The following is a 22,489-nucleotide window of genomic DNA, read 5'->3' as shown; positions in this document are numbered from 1 at the left end:
GGACCGACAATGCCCGACCTGCTGATCGAACTGTTTTCCGAAGAGATCCCCGCACGGATGCAAGCCCGTGCTGGTGAGGATCTGAAAAAGCGGATTACCGATGGTCTGGTCGAGGCCGGTTTGACCTATGCAAGTGCCGCCGCGCTGACTACGCCGCGCCGCCTGACGCTGGCGGTGGAAGGTCTGTTGGCAGAAAGCCCTACCATTCGGGAGGAACGCAAGGGACCCAAGGTAGGCGCGCCCGACAAGGCAATCGAAGGGTTCCTGCGCGGCGCAGGTCTGACCCGCGATCAATTGGAAGAGCGTGAGACACCCAAAGGTGCCGTCTATTTTGCCACCATTGAAAAGGCAGGTCGCCCGGCGGCTGAAATCATCGCCGAAGTGTTGGACGCCACCATCCGTAATTTCCCCTGGCCCAAGTCGATGCGCTGGGGCAGTGGCAGCCTGCGGTGGGTGCGCCCGTTGCATTCCATTCTCTGCATCCTGACGGATGAAACTGGGGCGCAAGTCGTGCCGATGGAGGTCGAAGGCATCACTTCCGGGGATATCACTGCCGGCCACCGTTTCATGGCCCCCAACCGGTTTTCGGTCACCTCTTTCGAGGATTACGCTGCCAAGCTGAAGCGCGCCTTCGTGGTGTTGTCGCCCGAAGAACGTGCCGAGCATATCTGGAATGACGCTCAAAACATGGCTTTTGCTGCCGGTTTGGAAGTGGTCGAGGATAAGGGGCTGCTGGCCGAGGTCGCCGGTCTGGTCGAATGGCCCGTAGTGCTGATGGGACAGATCGACGATGAATTCCTCGACCTACCGCCCGAGGTGCTGCAGACCTCGATGAAAGAGCATCAGAAGTTCTTCTCGGTCCGCAATCCCAAAACGGGCCGGATCGAGCGATTCATCACCGTCGCCAACCGCGAAACCGCCGATAATGGCGCGACCATTCTGGCGGGCAACCAGAAGGTGCTGTCGGCGCGTCTGGCAGATGCGAAATTCTTCTGGGAGAACGACCTGCGCGTTGCCAAATCCGATGGATTTGATCCGTGGGTCAGCAAGCTGGATGTGGTTACCTTCCATGCGCAGCTGGGTTCGCAAGGGGAACGGGTAAATCGCATTGCCGCGCTGGCGCATGAACTGGCCCCTGCGGTTTCTGCCGATCCCGCTTTGGCAATGCTAGCCGCGCAGGGTTGTAAGGCGGATCTGTCGTCGGAGATGGTTTATGAATTCCCCGAGCTTCAGGGGCTTATGGGTCGTTACTATGCTGACGCGGCTGATCTGCCTGCTGAGGTCGGACAGGCTAGTGAACAGCATTATTCGCCGCTCGGCCCATCCGATGATGTGCCAACTGCTCCGGTTTCAGTCGCCGTGGCGCTGGCCGACAAGCTGGATACGCTCACCGGGTTCTGGGCAATTGACGAAAAACCAACCGGGTCGAAGGACCCGTATGCGCTGCGCCGCGCGGCGCTTGGTGTGATCCGGTTGATCCTGACCAACGATCTTCGCTTGCCTTTGAACCAGACCTTTGCAACTGCGCTGGGTTCCTTGCTGAAACTTTCCGAATGGCAGGCCGCCGTATTGGAGGCCAAGGCAGAGCAGACAAAGGCAACCGGAGATGCAGCCGAGGCTGCCGCAAAACGGGTCCACGATCTGGCCCACCAGGTCGAAGCGGCAAATGCAATCGTTTCGTCTGCACCCTCCGACCTGTTGTCGTTCTTCCACGACCGCCTCAAGGTCTTCCTCCGTGACGAGGGCATCCGCCACGACATCATCGATGCGTGTATCGCGATGGAGGGGAATGACGACCTCAACCTGCTGGTCAAACGCGCACGTGCTCTGAACGAAGTCATCGCGACCGAGGATGGTGAGAACCTCGTGCAGGGCTTCAAACGCGCCAATAACATCCTCACGCAGGCCGAAGAAAAGGACGGGGTTGAATACTCCTATGGTGCGGATGTGAAATTCGCCGAGACGGACAGCGAAAAAGCACTGTTCGCAGCTTTGGAAACGGCGCAGGGCCAGATCGATCCTGCGTTGAAGTCCGAGGATTTCCCGACGGCGATGGCTGCGATGGCTGCGCTGCGCGGTCCGGTGGATGCATTCTTTGAGGATGTGCAGGTCAACACCGACAACGACATCCTGCGCCGCAACCGTCTGAACTTGCTCAGCCAGATTCGGCAGGTCTGTTCCAGCGTCGCCGATCTGACCCGGATTGAAGGTTAAAACCCCGGGCGCGCTGCGATGCGCGCCCAGAACGCCCTTGCGCGAAAGGCGCAAGCGCTTATGCTGCACGCAAATCAAAAGGTGCTGCAGTGCAGAATAATCCGCATACCACACTCATTACCGCCGACGCGCCTGTCACGCCGCAAACCCATGGCGGGCGGGCCAAATGCCTGCAAAGGCTGGTTCGACTTGACCTGCCGGTTCCCCGGACCGTTGCGCTGTCCTTTGATGCGGTCCATCAGATTGCGGAAGGCGAAGTTCCCGATCTGGCCGCGATCCTTGAGCAGTTCGATCCGTCGTCGTTGCTTTGCGTTCGGCCCAGTTCCGAAGATCCCGACTGGGGTGGTCCCGGCGCGGTTCTGAACATCGGTATGAATGATGCGCGTTATGTGGATCTGTCGGATGACATGGGGGCAGAAGCGGCTGCGGCGCTTTATCTGAGGTTCGTTCAAAGCTATGCGGTCCACGTGGCGCGACTGGACGCGGATGTATTCGACGACATTGATTTGGATGGCAGCGAAGGATTGCGCCATTCCCTGCGCGCCTATGAAGATGAAACGGATGAAGCCTTTCCTCAGGACAGGGGCGAGCAACTGATCGGCGTTTTACGCTCGATGGCCCGTGCCTGGGACGGGACATCCGCGCGCCTGTTGCGTCAGGCCAAGGGTGCCCCGGCGGACGCGGGCCTTGGGCTTGTCATTCAGGAAATGATTCCGGGCGTCGGCCAAGGGGAATGCGGATCAGGTGTGTTGCAACTGGTTGATTCCACAACCGGAATGCCGCAGATCACAGGCCGGTACCTGAGCCAGAGCCAGGGCCGGGACGCGCTTGGTGAAAATGTGGCGGCGCTGTTTCTGGAAAAAGACCCGCGCGGCCCCTCGCTTGAAGAAGTCGCGCCCGATGCCTTTGCTGAGGTCAAATCTCAGGCTGCAGTCATGCGTGAAAAATTGCGCGAAGAGATGCAGGTCGAATTCGTCATTCAAAACGGCAACGTGCATATCCTCGATGGCGTCCGGGTTCAGCGTACCGCGCGAGCCGCTATGCGGATCGCCGTTCGTCTGGCCGAAGACGGGATCATACCCCAGCAAGAAGCGGTAATGCGGGTCGACCCACATGCGTTGAACGAGCTGTTGCACAGGCAGGTCCATCCGGACGCGCGGCGCGATGTTTTGACGACTGCCATTGGCGCCAGCCCGGGTGCATCGACCGGCAAGATCGTTTTCACTTCGGCTGAGGCGCAGGCCAGTGCGGCACGCGGAGAAGCCTGTATTCTTGTGCGCCGCGAAACCTCGCCCGAAGACGTGCGCGGGATGCACGCGGCTGTCGCAGTACTGACCGAAAAGGGTGGAATGACCAGCCATGCAGCCGTGATCGGGCGCGGGCTTGGCTTGCCCTGCATCGTTGGCGCATCGGACATTCGGTTTCAAACAAAGAAGAAGATGCTGACGGCACCGGACGGGCGTGTTTTCAAAACCGGAGATGTTCTGACCATTGACGGCAGCTCGGGTCAGGTTCTGGCAGGTCAACCCGCCATGCTCGAGGCCGCGCTGGACGATTGCTTTCAGACGCTGATGGCCTGGGCGGATGCCGAGCGTGACATTGACATCCGCGCCAATGCCGACACGCCAGCGGACGCGCAGACGGCGCGGAACTTTCAGGCTCAGGGCATTGGCCTGTGCCGGACCGAACATATGTTCTTTGATCCCGGCCGTTTGATCGTGATGCGCGAAATGATCTTTGCGCAGACTTCTTCAGGCAGGGCCGCTGTGCTGGAGCGTCTGCTTCCGATGCAGCGCGATGACTTTGTCCAGCTGTTCCGGATCATGGAAGGTAAGCCGGTGTGCATCCGCCTGTTCGACCCTCCGTTGCATGAATTCCTGCCGACCACACGCAGTGGTCAACGTGAGCTGGCCGAAGCGCTCGACCTGCCGGTGTCTGATGTTGAGCGCCGTGTCGAAGCGATGACCGAGTATAACCCGATGCTTGGCCTGCGCGGCGTGCGTCTGGGTGTGACAGTGCCCGAGATCTATGACATGCAGGCCCGTGCGATCTTTGAAGCCACACTTGAGGCCCGTGAAAACGGCGCACCGGTTGTGCCCGAAGTGATGATTCCGCTGGTGTCTGCCAAGCGCGAGGTCGAGCTGGTCAAATCCCGCATCGACTCGGTGGCCGCTGCGGTCGCGTCCGAGCAGGGGCAGGAATTCGAGTATCGTCTGGGTGTCATGGTCGAAACGCCACGCGCCTGTCTACGGGCGGAAGAAATCGCGCCGCAAACCGCGTTCATGAGTTTCGGTACCAATGACCTGACTCAGATGACTTATGGGCTGTCGCGTGATGACGCAGGGCGGTTCATGTCGGCCTATGTGCACCAGGGCGTATTTGGCGAAGATCCGTTTCATGTCCTTGACCCGGATGGCGTGGGCGAGTTGTTGAAGCTTGGGGCCGAACGTGGCCGCGCCGCCCAACCGGATGTAACCCTTTCTGTTTGTGGCGAACACGGCGGAAACCCCGAATCAATCGCCATCTGCCGCGATCTGGGTTTTGACTATGTGTCCTGTTCACCGTTCCGGGTTCCGGTCGCTCGGCTGGCTGCCGCTCAACTGGCGATTTCCTCCAGACTTGGGGGTTGACAGAGCCTAAAAACCCAAGGATTAGTGGGTTATCTGGACACTCGTATGCGAAATTTATCTTCGCTACGGGCAAGTTTCCACTTGCTTTTTCCGAAAGACTGGACCTTTGCGCCAGACTGCGCTAAATGCCTCGTCGCGCCCGCCGGGGGAGGGTTTGGCGCGTGAAGTGCCTGTGCGAGGTTATCTGATGCTACGTTACATTCTGGCTGTTGCCACTTTGGCGGCAACCGTGCTGCCGAGTGCGTCCTTGTCTGAGAGGGAAGCAACCAATACCGCAAAGCAAGAACTTGTCGCCCGCAACGAATTGCCGGCGCAAAGCTTTCGTGACTACTTCAAACTGTTCCAGCCACGTAAGGCGGCTAAACCTGTCGAAGTGACCTATTCCAAGGACTGGTTGGATCAGCAACCCAAGGCAACCGGTGACGAAAACTGGAAATGCCTTTCCGAGGCGTTGTACTTCGAAGCGCGCGGCGAAAGCGTGCGCGGCCAGTTCGCCGTGGCCGAGGTCATTCTGAACCGGGTCAAGAGCAGCCGCTTTCCAAGCTCTCTGTGTGGTGTGATCCGCCAGGGCACCGGCAAGAAGTACCAGTGCCAGTTCACCTACACATGCGATGGCCGCAAAGAGGTCATCCACGAAAAAAAAGCTTATGAGCGTGTGTCGAAAGTTGCCCGCGCGGCAATTGATGGCCATGCGAAAGAGCTGACCGAGGGTGCAACGCACTATCACACGACTGCGGTTCGTCCGTCATGGTCTCGGGTCTATAAGCAGACCGCGCGGATCGGCGTGCATATTTTCTACCGCCACAACTATCGGACGGCGAGCAACTGATTGACGCACCCGCGCTGGAAGCTTGATGGCGCGCGGCAGGTTGCAGTCTATATTACGGGCCCAGGAGGCCCGTAATGCTATTCACCCGAAGACACATTCTGAAAACTGCCGCCGCCGCTTCGGTCTTGCCCTTTGCGGCCCGGGCCGATTACCCGTCGCTCAAAGCGCGTGTGACGCGGCAACGTGTGGCGCCAGACGGGTTTCCTGATACGACGGTTTGGAGCTTTGGCGGATCAGTCCCAGGAACGACCCTGAGGGTCGGGCAGGGCGCGCGCGTTCAGCGCAAGCTGGTGAACGAACTTCCGCAACCGACCTCGGTCCATTGGCACGGTATCCGCATAGACAACGCCATGGATGGCGTGCCCGGTCTGACGCAGAACGCCGTCGAAACCGGAGAGACTTTTGATTACGATTTCGTCGCACCTGACGCGGGCACCTATTGGTACCATGCACATAACCGGTCGATGGAACAGGTTGCACGTGGGCTATATGGGCCGTTGATCGTAGAAGAGGCCGCAGCGCCAGATGTTGATCAGGATCTGGTGCTGATGCTGGATGATTGGCGGCTGGACCCGGAAACCGCGCAGATAACGGATGACTTCGATAACGGCCATGATCTGAGCCATGCAGGTCGACTTGGGAATATCGTCACAGTCAACGGGGCGTTTGATCCCGTCTTTCAAGTGCAACGAAATCAGCGCCTTCGACTGCGATTGATCAACGCCTCGAACGCCCGGATCTATGATCTGGATCTCGACGGTCTGACGGGGTGGATCGTTGCCTTGGACGGGATGCCGTTGGAGGTGCCTCTGGAACTGTCCGGATCATTTCCGCTGGCACCAGCGCAGCGCGCGGACCTGATTGTCGATGTCGTCGCAGAAAGTGATACGGCAAGCTTGGTCAGTGTCGAAAGGGATGGGTCCTTTGGTTTGACGCGGTTTGAAATTGGCGACGCCGCTGCGAAGGCGCACAGACAAGGTGTGTCAGCATTGCCGCCTAATCCTTTACCCTCGATTGCAAAAACTCAGGACGCGCCCCTGCATAAGATGGTTCTGCAGGGCGGCGCGATGCGATGGCTGGAAAGCGCTCGACTTGGCGAAACCGTTTTATCGGGCCGTGAGTTGGCACAGTTGGGTCGGTTCTGGGCACTGAACGGCCACGCAGAACGCCCGGACGACCCGTTCCTGGACGTCGAAATCAGCAGCCTGCACAGGATTGAGTTCGTGAATGAAACCGCCTTTCCGCACGCGATGCATTTGCATGGCCATCATTTCCGCCTGATTCTGGACGACGGGTCCCTAGGCCCCTGGCGTGATACCGTGTTGATCGGCCGGGGGCAGACCCGCCGGATCGCCCTGGTTGCCGATAATCCGGGGAATTGGCTGTTGCATTGCCATATGCTGGGGCACGCCGCTTCGGGGATGATGAGCTGGTTTCGGGTCAGCTGACGCCGCAATCGGCGGTTGGAATGGCGTTTGTATAGGTGTTATAGGGCCTCGCGACGCCTATAGTAGGCAATCTAAGCAACGAGCCCGAAAAGGCCTGACCCATGAGTTCTGAAATCCGCCTGGCATTTGCGCACCCGTCTGAACGGTCCGAGGCGACCTCTCCGCGCGGACCATTGGATCGCATTTCGCTGCGCGACCACATTGTCGAAGTCGAAATCGGAGCGTTTCAGGCCGAGCGGGGTACAACCCAGCGGATCTGTTTCAATATCGTGGTTGAGGTACGCCCGCTGGCCGCAGATATCGACGACGACGTGGATCGTATCCTGTCCTATGACCGCGTGACCGAAGCGATTGCCTTTGAGTTGGCGGCAGAACGTCTGAACCTGCTCGAGACGCTGGCTGAACGCGTTGCTGAACGTATTCTACTTGAGCCTCAGGCTGTAAGGGTATTTGTTCGCATTGAAAAACTGGATCGGGGCCCGGGTGCTCTGGGCGTCGAGATTGTGCGTGGGAAGGATTCTATCCATCACGACGTGGTTGAAGAAGAACGCCCGCATCCCCGCCTCGTCTTTCTGTCTAACGATGCAATTGCCTCGGACAACCTGACCGGATGGATCGATCAGTTGGAGAACCGTCAGCGTCCGCTGATCCTGTGCGTGGGGGCGTCGGAAATGGCCGCCCCACAAACTGGCCACGCCATGACGCAGCGCCGGATCGATCTGTTGGCTATCGAGCAGAACGCGTGGGTTCTGGCCGCCCGGGATCACCGCTGTGTGGTGGTGTCGACACGGACCGAACTGGATTGGGCGATGAAGAATGGGCAGATTTGTGTCTGGGCACCATCCAAGATCGTTTTGGACGCCGTAGATGGCCCCTCTGCCGCACCGTCGGATGCCGTGGCCCTGGCCGCGTGGTTCGCGGCAACCTTTGAAGCCAGCGAAATGATGGTGATCGGCGGCGCTTTGCCGAAAGAACCCAAAACGCCCTTGCGCGCCGTGACTGTGGATCAGGCCCAATTGTGAGCACTTACTACAGACCGCTGGTTCAACACGGACCGACGCGGCCTGCCGGTGCCGTTGCACTGGCTGGTCAACCGCTTTGGTTTACCCATGTCGAAGCCCTGCGGCGCGGGGCTGAGCCCGAAATCGTGGAAGTTTCGGAGGTGCCACCGAGCCATCTGGACCGTTTGACTCAACCGCGCGCGGCCGTCGCTGGTTTGGATATGCAGGTGCCTCATATCATGGGCATTCTGAACGCCACGCCGGACAGTTTCTCGGATGGGGGAGTTCACAGCTCGGTCGAGGCCGCTCGGGCGGCGGCTGCCGAAATGGTGACGTGTGGGGCTACCATTCTGGACATTGGTGGGGAATCCACCCGCCCCGGAGCGGATTTTGTACCAGATGAAGAAGAGATCACACGAACTCGTCCGACAATCGAAGCGATCCGGTCCGAAACCGATGCCTTGATTTCCATTGATACGCGCAAGGCCAGCGTCGCCATGGCCGCCTGTGAGGCGGGGGCGGGGCTGGTGAACGATGTCTCGGGCTTTATGTTTGATCCAGCGCTGGCACCGTTCTGCGCGGCACAGGGCGTTCCTGTTTGTGTTATGCATATGCAGGGCGATCCGGCAACGATGCAGGACAATCCACAATACGACAACGTTCTTCTGGATATCTACGACTTTCTCAATGGTCAGATTGCGCTGCTGGAGGGCCTTGGCCTCAGCCGCGATTTGATTGTCGTGGATCCGGGGATCGGGTTCGGCAAGACCGAGGATCACAACCTGACTTTGCTGCGCAATCTCAGCCTGTTTCATGGGTTGGGTTGCCCGATCCTGCTGGGCGTATCGCGCAAAGGATTCATTGGCTCCATCGGGCAAGAGCCGCGCAAGACTGCGCGCGCGCCGGGATCAATTGCCGTGGCTCTGGCAGGATTGTCTCAGGGCGTGCAGATCATCCGCGTTCATGACGTGGCCGAGACCTCTCAGGCCTTGCGCCTATGGGCTGCTGTCCGGTAATCCGGTCACAAGACAAATCACGGAGTGACACCTATGCGCAAGCTGTTCGGAACCGACGGGGTGCGGGGCACCGCCAACACGCATCCGATGACAGCCGAAATGGCCCTGCGCATCGGGGCCGCGGTCGGGCGATATTTCCGCCGCGACGCGACAGGTGTGCACCGGGTGGTCATCGGTAAGGATACGCGCTTGTCTGGCTATATGCTGGAAAATGCGCTGACGGCCGGTTTGACGTCAACGGGCATGAATGTGCTGTTGCTGGGGCCGGTTCCAACTCCGGCAGTTGGTCTCATGACACGCTCCATGCGGGCTGATCTGGGCGTCATGATCTCGGCCAGCCACAACCCAGCGGAAGATAATGGGATCAAGTTCTTCGGGCCGGATGGCTATAAACTGTCCGATCAGGTCGAGATCGAGATCGAAAGGCTGATCGACGAAGGCGTTCGTCCTGCGCGGGCGCAAAACATTGGCCGGGCACGCCGGGTCGATGACGCGCGTTTCCGCTACGGCGAGCGTGTGAAGTCTTCTTTACCGCGCAATGTGAGCTTGGATGGTCTGAAAGTGGTGATCGACTGTGCGAACGGCGCGGCGCACCGAACCGCGCCTGAGGTTCTGTGGGAGTTGGGCGCCGAAGTTATTCCTGTGGGCATTGCGCCCAACGGAAAGAACATCAACCTCCACTGTGGATCAACAAAGCCGCAACTGGCCGCTGAAACAGTCGTTGCCCATGGCGCAGACGTTGGCATTTGTCTGGATGGCGATGCGGACCGGGTGGTTGTTGTGGATGAGACAGGGCAGGTTGCCGATGGCGATCAGCTAATGGCTCTGCTGACGACGGCCTGGAAGAAATCGGGCCAACTAAAGGGCGATGCCCTTGTGGCAACCGTGATGTCCAATCTTGGGCTTGAGCGCCACCTGTCCGCTCAAGGCGTGCGCCTGGAACGGACGGCAGTGGGTGACCGCTATGTGGTCGAGCGGATGCGGGAAGGTGGTTTCAACCTTGGTGGGGAACAGTCTGGCCATATCGTAATGAGCGACTATGCCACCACCGGCGACGGGCTGATGGCGGGACTTCATTTTCTGGCGGAAATGGTTCTTTCAGGGCGTAAGGCATCTGATCTGTCCAAACAGTTTGAAACCGTGCCGCAACTGCTGAAAAACGTGCGCTATGCCAGCGGGCAGACCCCGCTTGAGGTTCAGAGCGTTCAGGCCGCGATTGCCGATGCCGAGGCGCGGCTGAACGGGCAGGGCCGGTTGCTGATCCGCAAATCCGGGACCGAGCCGCTGATCCGTGTCATGGCCGAGTGCGAAGACGACGGGCTGTTGTCTCAGGTTGTGGACAGCATCGTGGCTGAGGTCGAAGCCGTCGCGGGCTAGTGCCCGAACAGAACCTTGCGCAGGCTGAACCACTGGCTGATGGCCATGCCAGTCAAGATCAGGGCAAGGGCGATGTAAAACCGCAGAGGTAGGGCCTCGGACAGGATCCATGCCCCGAACACCATTGACCAGATCGGCACCTGGTAATTCACAAGTGTCAAAAAAACCGACCCGGCACTGCGGGTGATCGACACGCGCAGCAGGGTTGCAAAGGCTGTCGGCAACAGGCCCAGAACAATCAGCGCGACCGTGGGGCGGGTTGCCTGCCATTTGGGCAGCCCCTCGGTCAGCAACATGATCGGCACCAAAAGGGCCGCCCCAACCAGCAGTGTCAGCGCAGCAAGCGCCAGTGGATCGACGGGCGGGCAGCGGCGGGTCAGTACAGACGACGAGGCGTAGCACAACGCCGCAGTGATGCAGGCCATTTGCGCCAGGGGTTCAGTCCCCTGACCAAGTTGCGCCAGACCAGGGCCGATCAGTACCAATGCGCCTGTAAAGCCAAGGCAAACACCCAGCAAGCGGCGCAAGTTCAGTGGCTCATCGGAAAAGAAATGCGCAAGCGGTAGCACCATCAAAGGAATTGCTGCCATGGACAGACCGGCAAAGGCGGATGGTACGAATTGCTGCCCCCAACTGAGCAGCATGAAGGGCACAGCAGTCGACAGCAGGCCGATCAGAACAATCGAAACGCCCAAGGCGGGTGTCAAAACCGGCATTTTGCGCCCGGTCACCCACATCAGGAGCAGAAGTGTTACGGCCCCCAACGTGGTTCTTGAGGTGGCGACTGTGATTGGCCCATAGCCCTCAAGTGCCATAGCAACGACCATAAAGGTCGCGCCCCAGATCAGGCCCAGCGTGAAGACGCCGCTCCAGTCCTGCTTTGTCGGCTGTTGAAGCATTGATTGTCCTGTCGGAACGTGTGTTTAAGCTAAAATACAAATCTGGTCGGCTGTATATGTGCCTTGCGGAAACATTGTGCAAACGAAAAAGGGCGGCCACATGGGCCGCCCGAAAACAGGCTTCCGCCCAACTTAGTTCTTTTCTTTGTCGACCATTTTGCCGGCCGAAATCCACGGCATCATGCCACGCAGTTTCGCTCCGGTTTCTTCGATCATGTGCTCGTCATTGGCACGGCGCGACGCTTTGATGGTCGGTTGGCCTACGGCATTTTCCAACATGAAGTCACGAACGAATTTACCCTGCTGGATATCGTTCAGAACCTCTTTCATGCGGGCTTTGGTCTCGTCGTATTTCAGGATGCGCGGGCCGGTGACGTACTGGCCATACTCGGCAGTGTTCGAGATCGAGTAATCCATGTTGGCGATGCCGCCTTCGTAGATCAGGTCAACGATCAGCTTCACTTCGTGCAGACACTCGAAGTACGCCATCTCGGGCGCATAGCCTGCTTCGACCAGCGTTTCAAAGCCGCAGCGGATCAGTTCGACCAGACCACCGCACAGAACAGCCTGTTCACCGAACAGGTCGGTTTCACACTCTTCACGGAAGTTGGTTTCGATGATGCCCGAGCGTCCGCCACCAATGGCCGAGCAGTAGGACAGGCCGATTTCCAGCGCTTTGCCGGTTGCGTCGTTGTGGACCGCGACCAGGCAAGGCACGCCGCCGCCTTTGGTGTATTCGCCGCGCACGGTGTGGCCGGGGCCTTTCGGGGCCATCATGATGACGTCGACGCCTTCTTTCGGTTCGATCAGGCCGAAATGGACGTTCAGGCCGTGGGCAAACGCAATGGCCGCGCCCGGCTTGATGTTGTCGTGCACGTATTTCTTGTAGGTCTCGGCCTGCAGTTCGTCGGGCATGGTGAACATGATGACGTCGCACCAGGCAGCCGCTTCGGCAATGCCCATGACTTCCAGACCTTCAGCTTCGGCTTTCTTGGCCGAAGGCGAACCTTCGCGCAGGGCGATCACGAGGTTCTTGGCACCCGAGTCGCGCAGGTTCAGCGCATGAGCGTGGCCTTGCGAGCCATAGCCCAGGATAGCCACTTTCTTGTCTTTGATCAGGTTGATGTCGCAATCGCGATCGTAATAGACGCGCATTTCGCCGGTCCTTTCTGGTTAGATTGCGGCGGTTTTACCTGTCTGCCCGCGTAATGGCGAGAGGGTTGGGCTTGAGTATTTTCTGAAAAGGTGAAGAATAATTCTCGAAAACGCAAAAACATGAAAAAATCATGCTTGATGATATTGACCGACGCATTCTGCGCCACTTTCAGGCAAATCCAAGCCTGACCACCGCAGAACTGGCTGATCTTTGCCGGATCAGCGCAGGCGTTTGCTGGCGGCGTATCGAAAAGATGCAGTCCGCCGGGATTATCGAAGGGCAAGAGGCGGTCATTGACTGGGCCGCGATAGGATATGCGGTCGAAGTTTCGCTCCGGATCACACTCGACAAGACCCAGGCTCGGGCATTTGACGAGTTTACGCAGGCTGCGCGTGAGGTGGCCGAAGTGATCGAGATTCAGACATTTTTGGGCCGTGTCGATGTGCGTCTTTCGGTGATTGCACGAGACATGAGGCACTATCAGCAGCTTTATCGCGATCGGATTCTGACCTTGCCCCATATTGCCGATATTGAGGCGCTGATGCATATCGCGCGGGTCAAGCGGGATGAGGTGTTGCCGGTATGATTGAGTTGGACGAGATTGACCGCCGCATTCTCCGTGCGTTGCAACAGGACGCGACACAAAGTGCCGGCGCATTGGGGCGCAGGTTCGGATTGTCTCAACCGGCCACCTGGCGCCGTATTCGTCGACTTGAAGAGGCAGGAGTGATCAAGGGCAGGCGATTGCGCCTGAATGCAGAGGCGCTTGGTTTTGGTGTGACGGTCTTTCTGGGTATCAAACTCGGGCGCAAGGGGCAGATCAGCCTTGAAGATTTCGAACGCGCCGTCAGCGCCATTCCCGAGGTGCAGACCGTCGAGCATGTGCTGGGGTTGTATGATTATCGTTTGCGCGTCGTGGCGCGCGATTTGCCCGATTTCGAACGGGTGTTGCGGCGGCGGATAATGACTCTGCCGGGCGCGGGCGACGTAGAAGCTAACGTTCTGCTGAGCGAAGAACGTTTGCCCGGCCCTATTGGTTGAAACCCATTAATACTTGGTGCGGACGCAGTATCCCGGATGGTGGGTCATGCGAGCAAAAGTCAGCGGTTTATCTTCCTTCCAGGTGGTGCGTTCCATCTGAATCATGGACGTGCCCGCCGTGGTGCCCATGAACTCCGCTAGTCTTGCATCTGCGGATATGGCGCAAAACGCGATCTCGGCATCCGTAAACGGCGCCACATTCAGCAGCCATTCGTGCGGCCCCTGTTCAACCATGTCAGCGCTTTCGACATCCGGGACCGCGTCGATGTTGATCCAGCGTTCTTCCATCTGAAACGGACGGTTATCTGCATAGTGCATGCAGATGATGTGCAGAACGCGCGCATCCGATGCCATGTTGAGTTGTGACGACAACCAACCGGGGCTGGCCTCCACGTTCCGTTCCACCAGAGCATAGCGATAGGTGGCATTCTGGCTTTCGACCACCTGTCGGGCCAGAGAGAACTCGAGCTTTGCGTGTTTGCTGGGTTCTTTCTTGACCCGCGTGCCGCTTTTGCGTTTTCGTTCGACGAAACCTTGCTCGGCCAGTTCCCTGAGGGCGCGGTTCACGGTGGCCCGGGCGCAATTGAATTCCTCAGCCAACTGCGTTTCTGTCGGCAAAAGCGATCCTTGTGGCCAGACACGGCTTTCAATGCGTCGTTTTACTTCGTCTCGAACGGACTGGAAGCTGATCCGTTTTTGTATCGTCACGGGTGAATACATCCCTTCAAGTATAACGTGTATGCATCTGTTCAGAAGCAAGTAGGAGTGTAAAGGGGAAGTGACACTACTTGGCGTCATTTCTGGTATTGTGTCGAAAAAAACAGGGAAAAACCTATTGTTTACCTTACTTTACCTTAGGTCGCTTTTATGTCGCAAAATGGCTTTACCCAAATAGGCAAAGGGGGCATGACTGCGAAAACGCTTTGGAAAGGATGCGTCATGCCTGCTTTGTTAGATACCGTTGACCCGAACGGGCTGGAAGAGTTTTCGGTCGTGTTTACCGACCGCTCTCTGAACCACATGTCTCAGAAATTTCAGCAGGTGATGCGCGACATCTCGGACATGCTGAAAGACGTGTACAAGGCTGATGAGGTCGCCGTTATTCCCGGTGGCGGCACCTATGCCATGGAAGCGGTCGCGCGGCAGTTTGCGCGTGGTGCGGACGTGCTTGTGGTGCGCAACGGTTGGTTCTCGTACCGTTGGAGCCAGATCATTGAAAACGGGTCTCTGACCAACTCGACCACGGTCATGAAAGCGCGAGAGACCGGCAATACCAGCCCGTCGCCTTTCACACCTGCGCCGATCGAAGAGGTTGTCGCAGCGATACGGGAACAAAAACCTGGTGTCGTCTTTGCACCTCATGTCGAAACGGCTGCCGGTGTCATTTTGCCCGATGATTATGTGACCGCATTGGCAAGCGCAGCGCATGAGGTCGGTGCCCTGATGGTGCTGGATTGTATTGCGTCCGGATGCGCCTGGATCGATATGAAAGCCACCGGCGTCGATGTCCTGATTTCTGCACCGCAGAAGGGGTGGAGCGCGTCGCCCTGTGCCGGTCTGGTCATGTTGTCAGAACGCGGTGTGGCGCGTCTGGAAGAAACCACTTCCGACAGCTTCGCCATTGATCTGAAGAAATGGCGTCAGATCATGCAGGCCTATGAGAACGGTGGTCATGCCTATCATGCTACCATGCCCACCGATGCGTTGCTGGCCTTCCGGGACACCATGGCCGAGACCCGGGACTACGGGTTCGAAAAGTTGCGCGCGGCGCAATGGGCGTTGGGCGACGGTGTGCGGGCGATGCTGAAGGAAAAAGGCATCGTTTCGGTGGCCGCGGACGGTTTTGGCGCGCCCGGGGTTGTGGTCAGCTACACCTCGGATCCCGAAGTTCAGAACGGCAAGAAATTTGCGGCCCTGGGGATGCAGATTGCCGCTGGCGTTCCTCTGCAATGTGACGAGCCCGAAGGATTCAGCACGTTCCGGTTGGGTCTGTTCGGGCTGGACAAGCTTTACGATGTCGATGCCACAATCGCGCGCTTGAAGCGTGTGCTGGATCAGGTTCTGTAAGCGGACCGGGCCTTAGCGAACGCCGAGGCCCATCTGCATCAAAGTCTTACGCACGGGGGGCAGGGAATAGAGCGCGCTCAGCCCCATTGCTCGTGCATCCCGCAGCGGACGTGCTTCGATCATCGAGGCGCGGTTCAACAGATCGATGCCTTTGACGCGCATTTCAACCTCGGTGTGGCGGGCCTTGTGGTAAGCGTCGAGCATCTGCACATCGCCCAGACCTTCGGGCCGGGCCTGCGCAAGCTCCAACAGGCAGCGCAGATCACCCAGCGACATGTTCAACCCTTGCGCGCCGATAGGTGGCACGACATGCGCAGCCTCGGCCATCAGGGCGATCCGTTCACCAGCCAGCCGTTCCGCCGATTGGCTGATGATCGGCCAGATGGTTCTGCGTGAGGCCAGCGTCAGCGGCCCGAAAAGACCACAGGAACGTTCAGTCATCGCAGCTTCAAACGCTTTGGGTTCAAGGTTCAATAGATCCACAGCCTTCGGCCCACGCTCCATCCAGACAATGGCTGATGAAGGCTGCCCTTTCCAATCGGGCAGAGGCACCAAAGTGAACGGCCCCCCCGATCTGTGAATCTCGGTCGAGACATTCTCATGTGGAATTGGATGTGTAACCGCGAAAGCCTGTGCTTTTTGCCCGTACCGCGTTGTGTGCACATTGATACCGGCGGCCTCGCGCATCGGTGAATTGCGGCCATCGGCGGCAAGCACCAGTTTGCACCGGACACGACTGCCATCGCTCAGACCAACGCGGGCTTCGGCGGTTCGGGTGAACAGGCTGGTTGTACCAGTCCCCGGACGGAAATCGACATTGGGCAGTTCCGCCAGACGTGCCACCATTTCACGGCGCAGAAGCCAGTTTGGCAGGTTCCAGCCGAACGGTTGTTCGGAAAGATCCGCTGCATTGAAATCGCGCACAACGCGCGGCTCGGGTACGTCGCCTCCGGCATCGACAATGCGCATGATCTGCAGCGGAGCTGCATGGGTGTCCAGACGTGCCCAAAGACCGCATTGATCCAGCAGACTATGCGCAGGCTGCAGAAAGGCGGTGGTGCGCAGATCGGACCCGTCCACATCCCGCTCGGTGATTGGCGGGGTCGGATCGACACAGATCACGTCAAAGCCCGCTGTTCCGAAAACCGCGGCGGCGGTCAGCCCGGCGATTCCACCGCCGGAAATCAGGATGTCGCAGCTGTCAGTCATGGCGTCTCTCATCGTTTTGGGCAGAACCTAGTTCGGTTCCACCCCAAGCGCCAAGTGACATCCTGTCCCGTATCTCAACCCCGCGAGATCAGGACGAGAATCAGGAACATCACCGGCACCATCATCAGCGCAGGGATGTAGAGGCCGGGAAGGCCGAACAACATGATGGAACAGCCCCACATGCTGAAAATCGCACCGGCGGTGTAATACAGGTCTTCGGCCTTGCCATTGACCGCGTCGCGGGCCAGCCAGCCGAAAACCGGAATTGCAAAGAAAAGGCGCTGCCAGATCGGCAAGCGTCCGGGCATCTCGATCGCGCTCATTGAGGTCTCCATCTGTTCGTCGCTGCGGCGCATATAAGGACGCGGATGCGAGGGCAGAATGAGCATGATCGTCGCAGTGCGACAGCCTATCGCAGGTGTGCCAGAAACGCGGTCAGGTCGTCCGTGTGATGGTGGATGAAATCGGCCTCATGCGGGTCGGGGGCGACATGAACCGTGCGCATTCCCATCTCATGCGGGGCAGCCAGATTGCGGGGGTCATCTTCGAACATCGCGGCTTTGTCGGCCTGAATACCGTCGCGGGCAAAGATCGTCTCGAAGGCGGCTTTTTCCGGCTTGGGTCGATACCCGGCATGTTCAACGCCATAGATCGCATCGAACAGGCCTGAAAGTCCTCGAGCCTGCAAAACCCGTTCGGCATAAGGCGCGCTGCCGTTGGTATAGACAATACGTCGCCCGGGCAGGGCGCGAATGTGGTCGGCCAAGGCCGCGTCCGGATCCATGTGACTCATGTCCACCTGATGAACGGCGTGCAAATATGGGTCGGGGTCCAGATCATGTTCGGCCATCAATCCGGCCAGCGTGGTTCCGTATTCGCGCCAGTAATACGCGCGCAGCCCGTCGGCCTCGGCCCGGTCTACACCGATGGCCTGCACCACATAATCGGTCATCAGAACTTCGATCTGATCGAAAAGACCCATATGCGGCGGGTAAAGGGTGTTATCCAGATCGAACACCCACTGCGTGACATGACTAAACGAAGGTTTGACCATGATTTGGGTTTAGGGCGCGACCGGACAGTTTTCAATGCTCTACTTGATCGCTGCCCCCTGAGACGGATAGACATGTCCGAACGAGGAGACAAACGCCCCATGAGCCAGACCCGAACCCCGACCAAAGACGCCTATAGCCTAATTCTCGAAGCCATTGACGTGGGCGTCTACAAGCCCGGAGATCGCCTGGTGGAAAGCGAGCTGGCCGAACGTTTTGGCGTGTCTCGCACCCCGATCCGCGAAGCGTTGCAACGGCTGGAAACCCAATCTCTGCTGGAAAGGGACGGGCGGTCGTTGATCGTGGCATCTCTGGATCACAACCAGATGGCCGAGCTTTACATCGTGCGCCGCGAGTTGGAGGGGCTTGCCGCGCGACTGGCCGCCAAACATGCCACCGAAGAAGAGATCAAGGTTCTGCAGGACATGGTTCTTGAGGACGACGCTTTGGTCGACGACCCATCCGCCTTGTCGCGTGCCAACAGACGTTTTCACGAGCAGATCCATCTGGCGTCGCACAATCGCTATCTGGTTCAGCAGCTTGATCTGGTGCATCGCACAATGGCCTTGATGGCAACCACGTCGCTGGCCGTGCAGGGACGCGGAGAGATTGCGCAAAGTGAGCATAAGGGAATCGTCGAAGCCATCGCGGCCCGGGACGAAGAAGCTGCGGGGCGGGCGTTGAAGGAGCATATATCCATCGCGTTCATGACGCGTCTGAAGCAGGATGCCAGCCGCCGCGATAAATGAGCGTCAGGCCAGCGGCACGTCTTCGCTGGCCTGCCCGTGTTGGGTTTTGTCCCAGAAGAAAGGTTTGGTCGCCAGTTCCCACAGGGCTTTGTAAGCGGCGATCACGCCCAGAGGGTAATACAAAAACATTGTCGGGACCCATGGCAGCAGAAACCGACGTTCACGCGCGGATACTGCGATGGCACCAACGCAGATGCTCAGGGCCTCTGTCGCCAGAAAGAGCCAAATCAATGCTGTTGTGATTTGACGCGGCAGGGTTTGTTCCATCGGATTGGGCAACCCCAATGTTGATAGCCAGAAAATCCATAAAACGGGTGCCAGCAGGAATTGCCCCAGCGTGCCCAAAAAGAAGGCCTGAAGACCTAAAAATTGCGCAACGCCAAGGTCGCAATACAGTTTTCGCGGGTGACGCATATGCACCAGATACGTAACCATGAAGCCTTTGAGCCAGCGTGAGCGTTGTTTTACCCAAGGCCAGGCCCGGAAATTTGCCTCTTCGAACGTTGTGGTATCCACCATCTCGGTCCGGTAGCCAGCCCGGCAAAGCCTCACGCCCAGGTCAGCATCCTCGGTGACGTTGTGAGCGTCCCAGCCGCCCAGTTCCAGCAGCTTGTCGCGGCGGAAAAAGAAGGTTGTGCCCCCAAGTGGAACAACCAGGCCCAGACGTGCGATACCCGGCAGGATGACACGAAACCAGCTGTTGTATTCGATGGTAAAGCAGCGTGACCGCCAGTTCGTGCGCGGGTTGTAATAGTCCAAAACACCTTGCAGACACACAACCTCGGGCGTGGCTTGGGTGAAATGCGCCACGACACGTTCGATCTGATCGGGCTGGGGTGCGTCTTCGGCATCCCAAACGCCAACAATGTCGCCACGACAAAATTCCAGAGCATAATTCATGGCGCGTGGTTTGGTGGTCAGCCCGCTCACCTCCGGAACCTCGATAATGCGCATCCAACTGGGCAGAGTCACGTGTGCAAGGGCGTTACGGGTCACGTCGTCCGCTTCTTCGAGTACCAGAATGACGTCCAGCAAAGCTTTCGGATAGGTCAGTCGTTGGAGCCTTTGTACCAGCGCATTTGCGATCTCACGTTCTTTGTACAACGGCACCATGATGGACACGCAAGGTTGTCGAAGTGCGATGGCAGCTTCAGTTGGTTCGGGTGGTTTTTTTGTGAGGTGGCGGAGGTAGGCCAGGGTGCCGGACATCCGAAAAACGGCAAAGAGTATCAAGGTTGCCACCGCCGCACCCAGCAATACCAGTAAGCCAATCGAGGGGAAAAGAGCGAAAAAAGATATTACACAAAGGGTTACGACAACCGGGACGATGCGCGATCCTGCGGTCCAGTTACGGCAGCTTTGCGTGGGGTCTACGCGGGTTTCTGCGGCCTTGGCCAGGGGTCGTGAGAACAGCTGTGCGATAATCTGATCAATCAGGTTAGATTCCGCAAGGACCGGAAGGATTGCATAATCGCAATCCTGCAACTCGGCTGTGACGGTTGCAAAACGATCGGGTCGGGCCGTGGCAACCAGAAGCAGCGGACCGATGCGCATCCAGGGGATAAATTTGTGTTCAAGCCAGAACTCCACCGGCTTGAGGTCACACAATCCCAGCGTGGGAGGGATTTGTTCAAGATCCGCGATCTGCCAGCCGGATTGCGCGGACAGGGCGCTCAACACATCCTGACGAGAGGCGTAGCCCTCGCCGACCAGAATTTCCCCCAGCGGCGCATTCTGTTTGGATTGCAGGCTCAACGCATGGTTCAGCTGCGATCTGGTGATTGTTTCGCTTTCGATCAGACAAGTGCCCAGCGGTTTCCGAAACCCGGGTGCCGGGATCGGGGCTGTGGTTGCAAAGCTCTGAAGATTAAACTCAACCATTAAAAAACCCCGGCACAGTTACCTGCGCTCAGGGTTGTTCAATCGAGGTTAACACCACGTTAACACTGCATTGTTCGGGCGTTATGCCTGTTCTTTTTTCTTTTCCATGGCATCGGCGAAACGCTGGAACAGGTAGAAACTGTCCTGCGGTCCGGGTGACGCTTCGGGGTGGTATTGCACCGAATACACGGGCCTGTCCGACATGCGAATGCCGCAGTTTGAGCCGTCAAACAGCGACCGATGGGTTTCCACTACGCCTTCGGGCAGCGATTGTGCATCCACAGCAAAGCCGTGGTTCATCGACGTGATCTCGACCTTGCCGGTGTCCAGATCCTTGACCGGATGGTTGGCTCCATGGTGGCCGTGGTTCATCTTGACCGTCTGGCCGCCCAAGGCCAGCGCCAGCATCTGGTGGCCCAGGCAGATGCCGAAGATGGGCAGATCGGTTGTATCCAGAATCTCTTTGATCATCGGAACGGCATATTCACCGGTTGCGGCCGGGTCGCCGGGACCGTTCGACAGGAACACGCCGTCTGGCTGATGGGCCAGAACCTCGGCAGCCGTTGCTGTTGCAGGCAGAACGGTCACATCGCACCCAGCCGACGCAAGGCAGCGCAGGATGTTGCGTTTGGCACCGTAATCGACAGCGACAACCTTGTGGGCAGGGGCCTCCTGACGTTTGTACCCATCTGGCCAGGCCCACCGCATCTCATCCCAGCGGTAGCTCTGCGCGCAGGTAACATCCTTGGCCAGATCCATGCCTTCCAGTCCGGCAAACCCGCGGGCTGCCGCGATCAGCGCTTCGATGTCGAAATTGCCGTCAGGGTCATGGGCCAGCGCGACGTGAGGCGCACCTTGCTGCCGGATGGCGCGGGTCAGGCGGCGGGTGTCGACGCCTCCAATGGCGATGCGGCCACGGCGGGCAAGCCAGCCCTTGAGCTCCTCAGCCGAGCGCCAGTTGGACGGTTCGGTCGGGTCCCATTTGACAACCATGCCAGCGGCGACCGGATCACCGGTTTCATCGTCTTCAGGGTTGACGCCGACATTGCCGATATGAGGGAATGTGAAGGTCACGATCTGCCCGGCATAAGACGGGTCCGTCATGATTTCCTGATATCCGGTCATTGCAGTGTTAAAGCACAGTTCAGCAACAGTCTGACCGGTTGCACCAAAACCTATGCCGTAAAACAATGTTCCGTCGGCCAAAGCCAGACATGCGGTGGGCTTGGACGGGGCGTTCTGGGCCATGGCGCGACTCTCCTGCAGGTAAATCGGCGCATACCTAAGGGGGTTACGCCTTTGGGTCAAGCCTGTTCAATTTTTTGGCTATTGTTACTTTTCAATAGGTTAGCGGTATTCACTCCCGGTTGTGTCAGGCTTTTTGTTTAGATATGTTCGGGGTTCCGTTGTCATGGGGATGGACAAAACAAATGGACATGCGATCACGGGTGAATGCCGCCCTGAAGCAAGCAATGAAAGACAAAGCAGCCGAGCGCCTGTCGACGCTGCGTTTGATCAACGCGGCCATTAAGGACCGTGATATCGCTGCGCGCGCCTCGGACAATGAAGAGGCCAAAGGTTGCGGTGACGCAGAGGTACTTGAAATCCTTGGTAAAATGACCAAGCAGCGCAAAGAGAGCGCGCGCGCCTATGAAGAGGGCGGTCGCCTGGATTTGGCCGAGCGTGAGATGCAGGAAGTTGCCGTCATCGAAGAGTTTCTGCCCAAGCAACTGGACGATGACGAGGTATCAAAAGCGATTCAGGCTGCGATTACTTCAACCGGAGCTGGCTCCATTCGCGACATGGGCAAGGTCATGGGCGAGTTGAAGACCCGCTATACGGGTCAAATGGATTTCGGTAAGGTCGGGCCGATGGTCAAAGATCACCTCTGCGCCGGGTCAAACGGCAACTGCTGAGACA

The 22,489-nt window shown here is 58.4% G+C and carries 20 protein-coding genes; 12 read left to right on the top strand and 8 right to left on the bottom strand.

Translation table 11 applies throughout. The features are described from left to right. The first annotated feature begins 9 nt into the window (after nt 1-9). From glyS to glmM, 7 genes are all read left to right on the top strand, one after another. Nucleotides 10-2,214: a glycine--tRNA ligase subunit beta gene (gene glyS / locus ACR0LF_RS04415; RefSeq protein WP_480575535.1), complete on the top strand. Its 2,205-nt coding sequence runs from the start codon at nt 10-12 to the stop codon at nt 2,212-2,214. Between the two features lie 89 nt (nt 2,215-2,303). Next, complete coding sequence (locus ACR0LF_RS04410; protein ID WP_480575532.1) at nt 2,304-4,844, top strand: putative PEP-binding protein; 2,541 nt, start codon at nt 2,304-2,306, stop codon at nt 4,842-4,844. 187 nt (nt 4,845-5,031) lie between these two features. Then, nucleotides 5,032-5,673, top strand: a complete 642-nt coding sequence (locus tag ACR0LF_RS04405) for a cell wall hydrolase (protein WP_480575529.1) — start codon at nt 5,032-5,034, stop codon at nt 5,671-5,673. Nucleotides 5,674-5,747: 74 nt separating this feature from the next. Next, a complete protein-coding gene (locus ACR0LF_RS04400) occupies nt 5,748-7,121 on the top strand; it encodes a multicopper oxidase family protein (RefSeq protein WP_480575526.1) in 1,374 nt (457 codons plus the stop codon). Between the two features lie 101 nt (nt 7,122-7,222). Further along, a complete protein-coding gene (locus ACR0LF_RS04395; RefSeq protein ID WP_480575523.1) occupies nt 7,223-8,143 on the top strand; it encodes a dihydroneopterin aldolase in 921 nt (306 codons plus the stop codon). Then, nucleotides 8,140-9,138 carry a dihydropteroate synthase gene (folP, locus tag ACR0LF_RS04390; RefSeq protein WP_480575520.1) on the top strand — a complete coding sequence of 333 codons (999 nt, stop codon included), beginning with the start codon at nt 8,140-8,142 and terminating at the stop codon, nt 9,136-9,138. The genes ACR0LF_RS04395 and folP overlap by 4 nt, the downstream gene beginning before the upstream one ends. Before the next feature lie 33 nt (nt 9,139-9,171). Next, on the top strand, nt 9,172-10,515 hold the full coding sequence (glmM, locus tag ACR0LF_RS04385; protein ID WP_480575517.1) for a phosphoglucosamine mutase: 1,344 nt from the start codon (nt 9,172-9,174) through the stop codon (nt 10,513-10,515). Here the strand turns inward: glmM and ACR0LF_RS04380 are convergent. Further along, the gene (locus ACR0LF_RS04380; RefSeq protein ID WP_480575514.1) at nt 10,512-11,414 is read right to left on the bottom strand and encodes a DMT family transporter; all 903 of its coding nucleotides are present in this window, start codon (nt 11,412-11,414) and stop codon (nt 10,512-10,514) included. The two genes, glmM and ACR0LF_RS04380, sit on opposite strands and share 4 nt — an antisense overlap. A gap of 132 nt (nt 11,415-11,546) precedes the next feature. Next, the gene (gene ilvC, locus ACR0LF_RS04375) at nt 11,547-12,569 is read right to left on the bottom strand and encodes a ketol-acid reductoisomerase (protein WP_480575512.1); all 1,023 of its coding nucleotides are present in this window, start codon (nt 12,567-12,569) and stop codon (nt 11,547-11,549) included. 131 nt (nt 12,570-12,700) lie between these two features. On the opposite strand from ilvC, the gene ACR0LF_RS04370 reads away from it, so the two are divergent. Then, complete coding sequence (locus ACR0LF_RS04370; RefSeq protein ID WP_480575509.1) at nt 12,701-13,156, top strand: Lrp/AsnC family transcriptional regulator; 456 nt, start codon at nt 12,701-12,703, stop codon at nt 13,154-13,156. Continuing rightward, nucleotides 13,153-13,611 (top strand): Lrp/AsnC family transcriptional regulator, encoded by a 459-nt coding sequence (locus ACR0LF_RS04365; RefSeq protein ID WP_480575506.1) that lies wholly within the window; start codon nt 13,153-13,155, stop codon nt 13,609-13,611. Before ACR0LF_RS04370 ends, ACR0LF_RS04365 begins: the two co-directional genes overlap by 4 nt. A gap of 6 nt (nt 13,612-13,617) precedes the next feature. Here the strand turns inward: ACR0LF_RS04365 and ACR0LF_RS04360 are convergent, their stop codons facing one another. After that, a complete protein-coding gene (locus tag ACR0LF_RS04360) occupies nt 13,618-14,319 on the bottom strand; it encodes a GntR family transcriptional regulator (RefSeq protein WP_480575503.1) in 702 nt (233 codons plus the stop codon). A 231-nt stretch (nt 14,320-14,550) separates the two neighbouring features. On the opposite strand from ACR0LF_RS04360, the gene ACR0LF_RS04355 reads away from it, so the two are divergent. Further along, a complete protein-coding gene (locus ACR0LF_RS04355) occupies nt 14,551-15,678 on the top strand; it encodes an aminotransferase class V-fold PLP-dependent enzyme (protein ID WP_480575500.1) in 1,128 nt (375 codons plus the stop codon). Nucleotides 15,679-15,690: 12 nt separating this feature from the next. Here ACR0LF_RS04355 and ACR0LF_RS04350 read toward each other — a convergent pair whose 3' ends face one another. The 3 genes from ACR0LF_RS04350 to ACR0LF_RS04340 form a co-directional block, all read right to left on the bottom strand. Continuing rightward, complete coding sequence (locus ACR0LF_RS04350; protein ID WP_480575496.1) at nt 15,691-16,887, bottom strand: UbiH/UbiF family hydroxylase; 1,197 nt, start codon at nt 16,885-16,887, stop codon at nt 15,691-15,693. Nucleotides 16,888-16,961: 74 nt separating this feature from the next. After that, on the bottom strand, nt 16,962-17,210 hold the full coding sequence (locus tag ACR0LF_RS04345) for a hypothetical protein (RefSeq protein WP_480575493.1): 249 nt from the start codon (nt 17,208-17,210) through the stop codon (nt 16,962-16,964). An 86-nt stretch (nt 17,211-17,296) separates the two neighbouring features. Then, complete coding sequence (locus ACR0LF_RS04340) at nt 17,297-17,941, bottom strand: pyrimidine 5'-nucleotidase (RefSeq protein WP_480575490.1); 645 nt, start codon at nt 17,939-17,941, stop codon at nt 17,297-17,299. A gap of 99 nt (nt 17,942-18,040) precedes the next feature. Between ACR0LF_RS04340 and ACR0LF_RS04335 the strand changes: the two genes are divergently transcribed. Beyond that, complete coding sequence (locus tag ACR0LF_RS04335) at nt 18,041-18,688, top strand: GntR family transcriptional regulator (RefSeq protein WP_480575487.1); 648 nt, start codon at nt 18,041-18,043, stop codon at nt 18,686-18,688. Between the two features lie 3 nt (nt 18,689-18,691). On the opposite strand, the gene ACR0LF_RS04330 is transcribed toward ACR0LF_RS04335, so the two are convergent. Next, nucleotides 18,692-20,569 carry a glycosyltransferase gene (locus tag ACR0LF_RS04330; RefSeq protein ID WP_480575484.1) on the bottom strand — a complete coding sequence of 626 codons (1,878 nt, stop codon included), beginning with the start codon at nt 20,567-20,569 and terminating at the stop codon, nt 18,692-18,694. Nucleotides 20,570-20,650: 81 nt separating this feature from the next. After that, complete coding sequence (carA, locus tag ACR0LF_RS04325) at nt 20,651-21,817, bottom strand: glutamine-hydrolyzing carbamoyl-phosphate synthase small subunit (protein ID WP_480575481.1); 1,167 nt, start codon at nt 21,815-21,817, stop codon at nt 20,651-20,653. A gap of 182 nt (nt 21,818-21,999) precedes the next feature. Between carA and ACR0LF_RS04320 the strand changes: the two genes are divergently transcribed. Continuing rightward, nucleotides 22,000-22,485, top strand: coding sequence for a GatB/YqeY domain-containing protein (locus tag ACR0LF_RS04320; RefSeq protein ID WP_480575478.1), 486 nt, complete (start codon nt 22,000-22,002; stop codon nt 22,483-22,485). Nucleotides 22,486-22,489: the final 4 nt, after the last annotated feature.

The sequence above is a fragment of the Ruegeria sp. E8 genome (assembly GCF_056533985.1).
The sequence above is the reverse complement of the archived record's forward strand: the minus strand, read 5'-3'. Positions and strand labels throughout refer to the sequence as shown.